This window comes from Acinetobacter sp. SWAC5 (genome assembly GCF_003419885.1).
Taxonomy (GTDB): Bacteria; Pseudomonadota; Gammaproteobacteria; order Pseudomonadales; family Moraxellaceae; genus Acinetobacter; species Acinetobacter cumulans.
Genome location: NZ_QUWR01000012.1, coordinates 15856 through 28680, shown reverse-complemented (window position 1 = coordinate 28680; position 12825 = coordinate 15856). Strand labels below are relative to the sequence as shown.

The 12825-nt window shown below is 36.9% G+C and carries 13 protein-coding genes; 10 read left to right on the top strand and 3 right to left on the bottom strand.

What is annotated here, in order from left to right; all coding sequences use genetic code 11:
- Positions 1–116 precede the first annotated feature (116 nt).
- From DYI81_RS10145 to DYI81_RS10135, 3 genes are read right to left on the bottom strand one after another with little or no spacing between them, the layout of a single operon-like run.
- Positions 117–1412, bottom strand: a complete 1296-nt coding sequence (locus DYI81_RS10145) for an ATPase, T2SS/T4P/T4SS family (RefSeq protein ID WP_024160788.1) — start codon at positions 1410–1412, stop codon at positions 117–119.
- A gap of 27 nt (positions 1413–1439) precedes the next feature.
- Positions 1440–2249 carry a type IV secretory system conjugative DNA transfer family protein gene (locus DYI81_RS10140; RefSeq protein WP_024160789.1) on the bottom strand — a complete coding sequence of 270 codons (810 nt, stop codon included), beginning with the start codon at positions 2247–2249 and terminating at the stop codon, positions 1440–1442.
- Between the two features lie 37 nt (positions 2250–2286).
- Positions 2287–2733 carry a DotD/TraH family lipoprotein gene (locus DYI81_RS10135; protein ID WP_044103272.1) on the bottom strand — a complete coding sequence of 149 codons (447 nt, stop codon included), beginning with the start codon at positions 2731–2733 and terminating at the stop codon, positions 2287–2289.
- Positions 2734–3820: 1087 nt separating this feature from the next.
- Between DYI81_RS10135 and DYI81_RS10130 the strand changes: the two genes are divergently transcribed.
- From DYI81_RS10130 to DYI81_RS10085, 10 genes are all read left to right on the top strand, one after another.
- Entirely contained in the window at positions 3821–5041 is a 1221-nt protein-coding gene (locus DYI81_RS10130) for a hypothetical protein (protein ID WP_228254383.1), read from the top strand.
- Positions 5042–5329 carry a hypothetical protein gene (locus tag DYI81_RS10125; RefSeq protein ID WP_024160792.1) on the top strand — a complete coding sequence of 96 codons (288 nt, stop codon included), beginning with the start codon at positions 5042–5044 and terminating at the stop codon, positions 5327–5329.
- A gap of 133 nt (positions 5330–5462) precedes the next feature.
- Positions 5463–6023, top strand: coding sequence for a DotI/IcmL family type IV secretion protein (locus DYI81_RS10120; protein WP_228134816.1), 561 nt, complete (start codon positions 5463–5465; stop codon positions 6021–6023).
- Positions 6024–6036: 13 nt separating this feature from the next.
- The gene (locus DYI81_RS10115; protein WP_005005900.1) at positions 6037–6984 is read left to right on the top strand and encodes a DotH/IcmK family type IV secretion protein; all 948 of its coding nucleotides are present in this window, start codon (positions 6037–6039) and stop codon (positions 6982–6984) included.
- Between the two features lie 21 nt (positions 6985–7005).
- A complete protein-coding gene (locus DYI81_RS10110) occupies positions 7006–8517 on the top strand; it encodes a DotG/IcmE/VirB10 family protein (RefSeq protein WP_024160950.1) in 1512 nt (503 codons plus the stop codon).
- Between the two features lie 5 nt (positions 8518–8522).
- Positions 8523–9404 carry a hypothetical protein gene (locus DYI81_RS10105; RefSeq protein ID WP_024160794.1) on the top strand — a complete coding sequence of 294 codons (882 nt, stop codon included), beginning with the start codon at positions 8523–8525 and terminating at the stop codon, positions 9402–9404.
- A 10-nt stretch (positions 9405–9414) separates the two neighbouring features.
- Positions 9415–9990, top strand: a complete 576-nt coding sequence (locus DYI81_RS10100; protein WP_087528442.1) for a hypothetical protein — start codon at positions 9415–9417, stop codon at positions 9988–9990.
- 167 nt (positions 9991–10157) lie between these two features.
- Entirely contained in the window at positions 10158–10571 is a 414-nt protein-coding gene (locus tag DYI81_RS10095; protein ID WP_024160796.1) for a hypothetical protein, read from the top strand.
- Positions 10572–10681: 110 nt separating this feature from the next.
- Positions 10682–11569 carry an HNH endonuclease gene (locus DYI81_RS10090; RefSeq protein ID WP_024160797.1) on the top strand — a complete coding sequence of 296 codons (888 nt, stop codon included), beginning with the start codon at positions 10682–10684 and terminating at the stop codon, positions 11567–11569.
- Positions 11570–11579: 10 nt separating this feature from the next.
- Positions 11580–12782 (top strand): hypothetical protein, encoded by a 1203-nt coding sequence (locus tag DYI81_RS10085; protein WP_024160951.1) that lies wholly within the window; start codon positions 11580–11582, stop codon positions 12780–12782.
- Positions 12783–12825: the final 43 nt, after the last annotated feature.

Below are 12825 nucleotides of genomic sequence, written 5' to 3'. Positions count from 1 at the left end.
AACTTAATAACAACAGCTAGAAAAGGTATAAACAAATATCCGTTTAAACCGCCCCATAGGATTAGATTTAATCTAAATTGCGACCAGTGTGCATATTGATCATCCATATTCGCCTCTTAATAAATCAGTTTGTAATAGTAGTCTTCATGCAAACGACCAGCTTTGAGTAGATCGTCAGCTTGTTTCCTGAAACTCTTACTGATGTTTGGATCTGAACCATCAGAATTAATCATTAACTCTCGAATAAACTTCTGTTGAGCATGAATATCATCAATTAAAAGCAATTCTTCTTTCAGTTGAGGTGATAAAATTAAGTGTTCCCTTACAGCAAATACCTTGCCGTTCACATCTTTAACAAGACGTTGAGCAATCAATGTATAAACTGAACCAATAATGTCAGCTGCAGCCTGAAGATGTTCTTCATGCTTAAAGCGCTTCAACATACGTGGAATAATTTTGTCTACGGTGGTTGCGTGAACCGTTGCAAAAACAGGGTGGCCAGTTAAAGAAAGTTCTAGAGCTGCAGAAATTGTTTCTTTATCTCGCAATTCACCGATTTCAACTGCAGCAGGACGTCTACGCATCGCCTCTCTATTTGCATCCGCAAAAGTCTCGAAGTTATTGGGGATTTCGCTTTGACTAACAATACTGTGTGTGCTTTCAATTGCGTCATACTCGTATTCGATAGGCTCGTTGTGAGTCAAAATATTTCCACGAATATGAGTATTATTTTCCAACACATAGCGAATATTTGAAGCTAGTGTTGTACTTTTACCAGAACCAGTGATTCCGCCAATGATGTAGCAACCATTGTGAGGTAGCGATCTTTTAATGAAATCTTCATCTAAACCCACTTTTGAAAAGTGAGGGGGAATGCCAGAAATTGTACGTAACGTTATCTGAAAAGAATCTCCAGATCCACGATACGAAGTTCGAGATACGTTCACACGAAAGTTATAACGAGTTTCCTTACCTGAAGCGTCTTTCTGCAGAATACGATATGCCTTATTAATAAACTTATTATTAATAAGGACTAAGTAGGCATTTTCATCAGCAATCGTTCTTAGGATGTGTAGAGCTTCATCACGATTGATAATACGGTGTGTTAACGAATATAACTCCAAGTCTTTCATCATTGTGATGGGGCGATCTGGACTAATGAAAATATCTGAAGCACCATGAGCTAATGCTTCATATAGAAGACTTTCAAATTCATCGCGACTTTTAAACCCTTGTTTCGGATCTTTGTATGTCGTTATGGCTGTTAATGTAGCCAAACCAAAACCACGGCTAGAATCGTAGTCTTTGCGAATGTCTTTGGTAGCTGTCAGAATCTTATTTTCAGATCCTTTAATCTTGTTAACATCAAATAATGCAGATTTTGCTTTTAATGTCGAAACCTTCATTTGCATTTAAAACTTCCAATTGAGTTAGCGAACTTAAGGTTCGCTAACAAGGTTAATTTTTGGAATTTGATAGCTAGGTGCAATTTGTTCAGGTTGGAGAATTGGTTTCCAAGTTTCAATATTTGAATTGAACTGCGGTAATTGTTGGATTTGAAGCAATTTCATATCAAGAGCAATAGTGTCTTGTGTAGAAGAAACAGCCAGTGATTGACTGCTAATTGCTGGCATTGATAACTTGCCCTCTAAAACAAACTTATGGAAAGTAACCATCCCCAAATAATCTCGTTTAAGACGATCTACTGCATCTTCAACAATATTTCGGCCCTCAACTAAACCCATTTCATAAGACTTAGCAGCAGTCTCTTTCCATATTTTTCGTTCTTGTTCGTTAGCTGGTAACATTTCTTTCGGAATGAAAGTCACGTAATCAACATTGCTATCAAGTGTAGGGAAAACAAGGTACTGACGCCAATCAGGTGCACGAGTACTGAAACGAGCTTGTTTCAAGATTTTATAAGTCTGCTTAGTCGTCTTGTACGACATGGCATTAGGTGTCTCAGTTACATCTTTTGATTCAATAATAACCGGGGGAACAACAACATCTTTGATCATGTAAGGTTTAAAGTTAAAGATTGTATCAAGGTTACGCTCTTGGCTTTTGATGACCTCACGAGCGTTGCTTAAATAAGTATTGATCCCTAACTTAATACCTTTTTGCTTAACTAATTCAAGCATGGCTTCATAACGAGCTTGCTGTTCAACATTACTAACATGAACTTCTAAAGAAGACTGGTTAGATGGGTTTAGTAGCTCTTGTAATGAAGCATTATTAGAGTAGTCCATAAAAACTCCAGATATGTATAAAAGGATTTAAAGGGTATTAGTTATAAGTCAATAAAATACTTTTATTTTGATGATCTAGAGTTATCGAAGCAGTATTTAAATATGCAGAAACATCGCGTAAAGCTTCTACACCAGTAAGACGCTTTTTATTAAAATTAACAATTGGAAGCTCATGAGTAGGACCAGCTTCTACAAAACGGTATCCGTATTGGCTAGAAATACTTTTAATTAAAGGTATTGGATCGCCTATGTAGTCGATATTTAAAAGGTCATGGTTGATGCTACCTTGTTTCTTCTGAACAGTTTGCATTTGAATTGCAGAAGAGTTCTTTAAGTTCTGTTGTGCAATTAAAGCCTCTTGAGATGCTTCAGATATAATAGATAAAGGGCTTGCTACGTTTAATTGCGTTACATCACGACTAGCACACCCAGACATCATTAAACCAATTGCAAGAACGCTTAAAAGCTTTTTATTGTGCTTCATTTTTACTCCGGATTAAGTGGGTATAAAGACAAAATGATTTTAGTCTAAAAACTATTAAAATGCACTTTATTAATTATAAAAAATCCCTTAAAAGGTATAAAGCCGACTTTTAGGCACTCGCTTAAACCTAATTTATAAGCTTTAACGCTTATCTAAGGGCGTTCTTCAGGCAGTCGTACCTGGCCTAAACAAGACAAATCTGTAAAAAATACTCTTTTTAAGTGCATTGTCTGTCCAAAACAATGCTTTTTTTTAGTAGTACCTATCTGAAATGGAAATACAACGTACTTTTTTCAATCAATTATAGAGAGTAAATGAGCTCTTATAGTTTGCTGGACGTCTTTTATATTCCTTTATAGTCTTATTCTTTCTTTTTATTATCTTTTCTATTCTTTTTTGTTCTTTTTTTAGAATATAATTTATACAGAAAATAACAAAGTACATTTATTCTTTTTTTAATTAAAATATTGTTAATACTGTAATTTATATTTTACAGTATAGAAGTATATTAATAAAGATGTTAATATGCTTTTTTTAATTAATATTAAAAATATTATTGGTGATAATGTAATTTATTTATAAGCCAGCTTCTTTAATATTAAATAAATTGATAAAAACTGTTTGAAGAAAAAATGCATCTTGGTATATACCATTCCTAATTTAAAAGTTTAAAGACATTAAAGCTGCTACTTTTAAAAACCTACCTTATGGTTTAGTGCTGTGCATCTTAAATATAAAGATTTGACACCTTAAACACCAATTAAACTGCAATAATGATAGGCTTAGAGTCGTATTTTTCCCTAAAAATTTAAGGCATCGCAACTGGCAAAAGACTATTGAAACTATGCATATCAAGCACTTCACTGTAAAAAAGGTCCACTGTGTTTTTATGATTTATCAACTTCATTTTTTTGATTTTTCCACTGTACTAACAAGAGAGGAGTCAAAAAAGACATTCGCATTTATTGGGCTTAAAAGTGAAAAACATTTTGCTTAAAGTGAAAAACGTTTTAACGAGTACTTTTAGAAAGGTGTTTAACGTTGTAGTATGTGCTCATGTTTTGCATGTGGATAAAGGGTGGTAGTGGTGAGCAGTTTTGAGAATCCTAATAGCTATCCAAAGACATTAAAAGAATACACAAGTCGTATAGAGGATTTTCCGTATTCTACTAAGACCAAATATGATATTGAGCTTAAGCAAAAAATTGATAAACATTTAGATAGTTCAGAGCTAGATTTAAAAATGTTGTATGAAAACATATATTCTGAATTTAAAACTAAATCTGAAAATGGTTATTACGCGGAATCTACATTTAGAACATATCGTGCATATTTAGTGTATGGAATCGGTCTAAAGCTTAATGAGCTAAATAATGGCTCTATTAATGATGAAGATATAGATGCTGGTTTTGATGAATATTTTTTAGAAGAATTATATTTAAGAATCATTAACACAAAATATACAGCTAATAAGGACAAACCTAAGCGTACTTCTGAGCTGAAAACAAAGTACTTTGAACGCACGTTTTACAACTACTTGATAAGAGAATTCGAGCATAAGAACGAGAGTAACACCAGGGTTAGTGAGTTTGATCGGATGATGGTTGCTTTTGTTGATGCCAATCTTGTTGTTGGATTGCGTCCTGTTGAGTGGTTTTCCGTTTCATTCTGTTGTGCAGTAAAAGGACCAAAACTGATCATGATTGTGGAAAATGGCAAGGCTACACATGGTCGGGCTAATGGACTTAAAAGGTATTTAATACTTGATGACCTTAAACATGAAGATCAAGAAAAGATATACCTTTATTGGAACTTGCTAAATAGGTATGTGAGAAAGGTATCTAGTTTAAATAAAAGTAGTGGCTATACCTTTGGATGGGATGAAAAACAGACTTTTATTAAAATACTGCAAGAGCGTTTACGTTTAAGTTATATCAATTACTTTAAGCTTAGAGGCAAGGTTTTAACTAATGAAGATCAACGACCTACTTTATACAGTACAAGGCATCAATGTATTGCAAATGCTAAGGTAAAGGGTATTGATAAGTTTGTGATAGCTGGTGCTTTTGGACATGCTGGTAAAGATACTGCTTCTAACTTTTATGGGCGAAAGTGGAGAGGCCATAGTGGTTTTAGTATAAAGCCTACTTTAGATTCTATTGAAAACGTTAATGGTAGCCATGAATTTGTTAAAACACTTTTAGCTAATAACCTAGATACCTTTTATTATTTTGATCTTAATATAGCAAATGAGTTTAATACCGACTATTATAAGGACGAATTAAAGTCGGGTTTAGTGATTGACTAAATGGATAACTCTAAAACTAATTTGACTACTTCAACATGGGGTTCTCCTTACGCTGAAGTATCAATAATAGGTAAAAGAAAATACGCAAGGCTTTTAAGAGTGTTGGTTAGTACGTTTGCCTCATTGTGCATTTTAACCGTTTTAACAACGCTTAGTTTTGTAGCTTTTAAACTCACCACAACAGATTTTGAATCTTTGGTTTTTGATGACGGCACACCAGTTAAGTGTGTGCTTAGCTCTAAATCAGATCGTCCAATTCCATCTGTTATATATCAGCCAGCGAAATAGGAGTGCTGTTGTGTCTAAAGACAAATCTAATGAAAACGCTGAAATAGGTTCTTGTGATCCTAGTCTTTGGCTCAGAAAACAGGTGGATGAAAAAGATAAGGAGATTGCAAAGTTAAGACGATGGCTTGTTTTCGTGTTTTTCGCTTTTATCGTGAGTGCTGTTCTTGCGATGATTATTTTTGCTGCCTTTAATGCATACCCAAAAGTCAAAGCTGTTCAAACAGTAGATAACTCGGTTATCTGTCCAATCGAAGCATCAAAAAACCCTCGCGTTACTGACGTTGTTATTTCTGAATTCGGTAAGAGTGCAATTCTTTCTGTCTACAACTTTGATTTCTTGAACTGGCGTGACGTTATTAACAATGCTGGTTCAATGTATTTCACTGAGGGCGGTAAAGATTCATTGATGAAGCAAATCGCTCAATCACAAACAGTTGGCACAATCGTACAAAACAACCTAACGATGCGAACTACTGCTACTGATGTTCCACAAATCGAAAACCGTGATTTACATGCTGCAGAACCTAGTTGGACTGTTCGTGTTCCTATCACTACTCAATTCTTCTTAGGTGACAAACAACCTAAAGAGACTCACCGCTTCATTGCGACAGTTACTATTGTTGAGCATCCACGTTCTTATCTGAACTACAACGGTATTGCTGTTAAGACAATTACGTTAACTCCAGCGCGTTAATTGGATGATACTTATGAAATTGAAAAAATTATCTTTGGCTCTTTTTGCTTCTACTGCATTAACTACAATAGTTAATGCTGCTGATATGCCTCCGAATACTTTTGCGGATGCTCAATCTCCTTTGGTTGCACCTGAGGTAGTTGATACAGCATCGGAAATTGACAGACAGGTTCACAATCTTGTTGGTTTGCAGTTCACACCTGAGCAAACAAAAATAGTTAAAGGACTTTTGTTGCAACAAAAACGAAGCCTTTCTAGTCCTTATGTAAATACGCCACAAGCGAAAACCCGTAGTTTGGGTATTTCATTAAACCCTGGTGAGGAACCGCCAGTAATTCGTTTAAGCGCTGGCATGCTATCTACTATTGTCTTTACCGATTCTTCAGGAAATCCATGGAACATTGAAAAGATTTCTTTGGACCGTGGACGTTTCTCAGATGGCTTAGGTGAGCAAAACGAAAAAGAGCCAGACGAAATCCCTGAAACTAACATCCTTTCAATCGAACCATTAGATCCAGCTGCTTTCGGAAACGTAACGGTCACATTAAAGGGATTGGGTGCTCCAGTAATTTTGATGTTAGCTACTGGCCAACGTGATTTAGATGTTCGTGTAGACGCACGTATACCTGGTCGAAGCCCAACAGCCAAAGCTATGTATTCAACAGGCAATCAAACATCGATTATTCCAGATGGTGTGAGTTTGCAATTTATGGATGGCTTAGCGCCTGAGGGTGCTGTTGAAATGCGAACCGATAGTCCTAATGTCCGTGCTTGGAAGTTTGGTGGCTATATATATGTGCGTAGTAACTTTGGTGTTATTCAACCAGCCTTTTTGAGTTCTTTCCGCGCTAACAACGGTATGAAGATCTTCCGTTATGAAGATTCTGAAGATCTGAAGTACATCACATTTTCAACGACTGGCGGTACACCTAAAACTGTTTACCTCGAAGACGCATTTTAAGTCATTAAGTGAGAATTAAAAATGGATTCAACGAACCAACAAAATAACCCGAATGACATTGAAGAGAATTCTAGTCGTAGCACTGAAGTAGGTACTACCGATGAAACTATTATTTCTGCAAACCAAGTTCATTCAGAAGAAGACCAACCTAAAAAACTGAAAAATACAAGTATTAAAACTGCTAACAAAAAACGTGTTTTTGCAGATACGCGCTTTCGCGTTGTTGCAATTATTGGTTTGGTAGTAGTTGGTGGATTAGGCTTTTTTATGTTTAACCCAATGGGGAAAAGTGACCAACTAGCTTTAGATAATCAGGTTGCTATTGCTACACCAGAAATCCAAGGACAGGGTACAAATGTTATCCCTCCTGAATATGTAGAATATGAACGTCAAAAACAAGCTGAAGAAGCTGCTCGAGCTGGCAAAAATGGTGAAAGCTATTTGCCCGAATTTAAAACAGTTGCAACACAAGATCCAAACGGCGATCTGAACGATCAGAATTTTATTACAGGTCCAAATGGGCAACCTGTAAACGGTTCTGCAACAGGTGGTACACCAAATATTACGCTTGAACTTGACCAGATGGCCAGAGCTAATATGGCAAATCAAGGTGGTGCATTACCTCAACCAACTAGCGGTGGTCTACCACAACAACCACAAACACAAAACGGTGCTAATCAAAACGCACCGATTTATCAAACTAACTACGCGCAACAATATGAACATGCTTCATCTGCTGCTAATGATGTTGCTAGTGTATATAGCCAACAAGCAGCTGCTTATGCAGAACGTAATGCTGCAACGCGTGAATTAAGTCAAACTGCTTTTGTTGATCAACTTGCTGCGTTTTCTAATACAAAGAACAAGGTCAACGGATATTCAACATATAAATATTCACACAACACTAAAGCATCGGAAGGGCAACAAAACCTTGGAAGCTTGAACGTTGCGAATACGACTAGCGAATCTACTAAAGGACTAGCAATCATTAAAGCTGGTACAACAATGAAAGCGCGTTTAGATACAGGTGTGAATACTGATAAAGGTAAAAACCTATTTGCTACTGTTATTGGCGGTAAATTTAACGGCGCAAAACTTATTGGTACTGTTGGTCTGAATACTGCGGATATTGAATTTAACTTTACCCGTATGTTGTTTAAGGGCGAAGAGTATGCAATCCAAGTACGAGCTTTAACTCTTGGAACAAAACAATCGGGCATGGCTGATAAAGTCCAAAAACACACTTTGCAAAAGCTTGGCGGTATGGTTACTGCTGGAATCTTTGAGGGTTACGGACAAGCCTATCAAAACATTGGTACAACCCAAATCACAAATACTGGCAATGTTGTAAGCACGAAGGAAGAGCCAAACGATAAAGAAATTGCCGGGAACATCATTGGTAACGTTGGTACGGAAATGGCGAACATGGCACGTACATCAACAGTTCGACCAACTACGTATATCGTTAACAGCGGAAAAGTATTTGAAGTCTTTTTTGATGCTGACGTAACAACACCGAAAAGTAAGGGGTAAGCGAAATGTCTGATAATCAAATGACTGCTGAACAGGCAAAGAAAAATCTAAAAGATGCTGAAGGCAAACCCCAAAAAGGCGAAGGTAGTGCGAAGGGTGGTATTCCTCCAAAACTTCTTATTGTTATTGGTGTTATTGCCTTAATTATGATTGGTACTTTCTTTTGGATACAAATGAGTAAACCAAAAGACGTCAGCACGGCAGTTGCTCCAGAACAAACACCAGAATCCATTGATACTGTTGGTCAAGGCATTCAACAAACACAAGCAACATACAACCAAAATCAACAACCTTTAAAGGACAATAGTATTGCTGATGATACGGCGTTCATTGTTGATGAAAATATTGTGTTTAAAGATCCTACCACTGGTCAATACATGATTATGTACAAATCCATGTCGTATCCGATTGATTCTGATCTAGGAATAGAGGCAGTTAACTTCTATCAAAGTCAGGGTACGAATGCACTTATTTTATTACAACGTTTGAAAGAAAAAGAGCAAGCGCATGGGCAAGTACAAAACGGCGAACAAACTGCAGTTGCTCAATCAGAAACCATAATCAAAAATGAACAACTGAAAGCTGAAAATGACGATCTTAAAAACCTTGTTGAATTGCAAGAACAGGCAATTAAGGAATTAAAGACTAGTTTAATCAAAATAGCTAAAGACCAGACTAAGCAAAAGGCTTTAAGTACATCGGGATCTAAAACCTTATCAATTCCAAAAGGTGCAAAACGCTTGGATGCTTTTGCGGTTGTAGGCGATCGCGCTTGGATGACAGATTCTCAAAACCATACATATACAGTCTATGTAGGTCAGAAGATGCCAGACAATCGCACGGTCTATGCTGTTGACGAAAACGAACAAGCCATTTGGGTGAAATAAGGAAAATAGCGTGGATGCATTAGATATAGTTAAAGCGATATTAAACATATACGGTCCACTACTAAGCTTTATACGCATTTGCTTTGTTGTAACGGGGTTGGTGATTACTGGCACGGCGCTTTTTGACTTAATGCAAGCATCATCACCTCAACAAAAGTTCTTTGGTCATGGAATGAAAGAGCCTACCACTGGTGGGGCATTGTTGAAGATTCTTATCGGTGGTGCTTTTGCATCACTTGGATATGACGGATATATCATTGGTGCACTAGGTTCTTCATTGTTTGGTGGTAATGGCATAGAACTTGTAACGGTACAAAGTTACTTGCCTGATGCTGGTGCTAATGATTTAGGTGCATATATCGTTACGGCGGTTGTAGGTTTTACGCAACTGGTAGGGATTATAGCCGTAGCTCGTGGCTTATATGGTTTTGTAGAGAAAATTGATGCTCAAGGCAATGCGACATACCGCAAAGCATGGGTTTTAATTATAACAGGTGTATTATGCGTATACGTTCAGGACGTACACGATGTCTTTGTTAATACCTTTGGAACACAAATAGGAGGAACCTTTTTTACAATATTTTAAACAATCTTCTTAAAATAGGGTGAGAGTTTCTTAAAAACCTTGTATAAGATATTGAAGATATTTAACGAGAAGTTTAAAATTAAGCAACTTAAAGCAATAGGGTTTTAAGAATGTTTAATTACAGTGCGGAGATTAGCTCCCGTATATTAAATAAAAGGAAAATGACAATGGTATCATTAGTAAAACACTCAGTTCGCACTGTAAAAGCGACTGCATTCCGCGCAAAAGTAATGTTTTTAGCTTTTGTTTCTGCATTAATGGGTCAAGTTGCATATGCAAACACTGGCACATGGAACCCAGGTGGTACAGCTTACGGAAAACACGCTGCTGGTTCTGATGCGAATGAAATCTTAGGCCGTGGTGAAACATTAGGTCAAAACGTTTATAAATTCTTAATCGTAGTGTTCATGGTGCTTGGTTTAGGCTTAGTTGGTACTGGTTTGTATATGATGTATACATCAGAAGAAGATCAACAAAAGAAAAAGAAAACTGCTTGGATCTGTATTGGTGTGGGTGGTGCGTTATCAATCGTAGGCTTCATCATGTTCTCTGCTGCGAACACTATTACTGGTAAAGCGTAATACAATAATAAATAAGTTTAAAAGCGTGGCTTAGGCTGCGCTTTTTTTATTTTAAAAATAGTATATACATGTTTTAATTAGACCTTACTTAATAGTATTAAGGGGTTTAAGTGAAACATATAAACCGTAAGTTTGGTATTTTAAGACCTATTAACGGCGTAAACGACAAGCAAGAGATACGTCAAGATAAAACTATCCATGATGGTTTTAAAACCAATGAGACAATAAAGCAAATAATGTCTTCACAACCAGCTAAATGCTATTTTTGTGATTTCTATGACGAATACTTTTTAGAGCCACATCACTTAGACGGCGATCATAGCAACCATACGGCTGAGAACATTGTAGCGGTCTGTACGCTATGCCATGCACAAAACCACATCTTTGCACTATCACTGGAAAAGAAAGCTGAAATATGCGTATTGAGTACGAACATACCTCAAGAGATCTTTAATCAATATCAACGTGCATTACTGGTGTTATCGCATAAGTCTGACAACCAAGATCCTGAGCTTGCTAAGTTCGCACGGCGACATCGCCAAAGCTTGCTTGTAGAGCCGTTAAAGCGCCATCAACGCCCTAATCCTACAAAGATGTCTGAAGCAGAATACGCACGTAATATGTTTGAGGATATACAGGCGTTTAATGCGATTAAGACACGAACCCAAACAATTGATACCCAACTGTACTTCACGGACATTAAGTTCAACACAATGGCTGAATATGAAGAAGCCAAGCAAGAAGATATGTTGGTAGCGAACGTTGATTACGTAGACCAGCTCCGCAAGTACAAAGAGTGGTATTTGAATGCCATCAAAGAGAACAAAAACTTTTCTTTGTATCAACTCGCAAAAGCTTTGGAAAAGGTATCAGACGAAGCATACGAGAGCTTTAATCTGCCAAACCACTACATAGTATTTTCCCCGAATATCTTTACTGACGAGCAGTATGAGTACTACCAAACACTAGATGTATTTAAGGGTTTGGGTGATAAGTGAGTTCACATAAATGACAGAATGCTTAACAGATACCGAATACATAGATATGAGCTTAGAAGACGTTATATCGGGCATAGTGTTACAGCCATTTAAGCCTGACATAGTGAATGATATAGCGGTATTGGATAGCGTATTTGAGACGGACATATTGAATGATGATGAATACTCATTTATTGGTCCATACATCTACAAATATTGGGAACTTGGGATAGATGCACTACCAAAGGAAACGCACGATCAGCTATCGATATTTCGCTTATGCGTTATAGGTACTGAGGCTTTCAACTTCCTGAACGATTTGTATATACCAACGACACGCGACACTGGTCATACATCTAACACGCTAATGCTACTCCATGTTGTACATATAGCGATAGGGAATCAGACAACAACTGGTGAAGACTCAACGGGGCATTTTCAAGATCCACTGATTAAAGCGCTACTGTTGATGAATATCCCCGTTAACAGCGATTGTTTGCTGTTGGATGACACTTTGGTACACCTAAACAAAATAACGGCGCTGAGTGGCTTAGACGTTGAAATACAGGTTAAGCAAAGTGTGAGTGTGAAGCATAAGAAATTACTGAGCACCAACTTTGGATTTGACAATCCATTATCAATTATAAGCGTTTTGGAACAAAAGAAACTGTCTGAAGAACTGACACGCTACTTTCCGATGATACATCTACCAACGTCCGTAGAAGATGCGACAAACCAGATAGATACGGGCAACTTAAAAATGAGTTCGCTGCAATCTTTTTGTATATACCAAAACTTAAAGCTATCGGTGTCTAAAGTTTTCCACGAACAGGGCTTATACCAGAACAAAGAGATCTACATAGAGCTTGATAAGGTTCACTTCCAACTTAAAAATACAGGTTCCTTAAACTTCAAGGTGGGTACTTTAGGTGAAAGCCAAGAGGTTTTAGAAACGGCGTTTTGGCAACTGCTTAATAAGGGTTTAGTGTTTGACCTAAATAGTTTTAAGAAGTATGTCGAATTAAAAGAGGACGAAACCGTTAAAACTGATGTATTTACTAATTCAAAAAATGATAATATCCCTTTTAACAGTACCTACTATGAGCTTTTATTAAGGTTGGTTTTAGATACGAGCTTAAAACCCTCTGTTAAAAGTCTTGAGGTCGCAATTCAAAATAAGGATTTCGACAGTGCGATTAACGTTTTAAGAGAATTACCGTTTTTTAGTGCTTAATGCTTAATGCTTAATGCTTAAAGGCATGTCTAATCAAAGATAG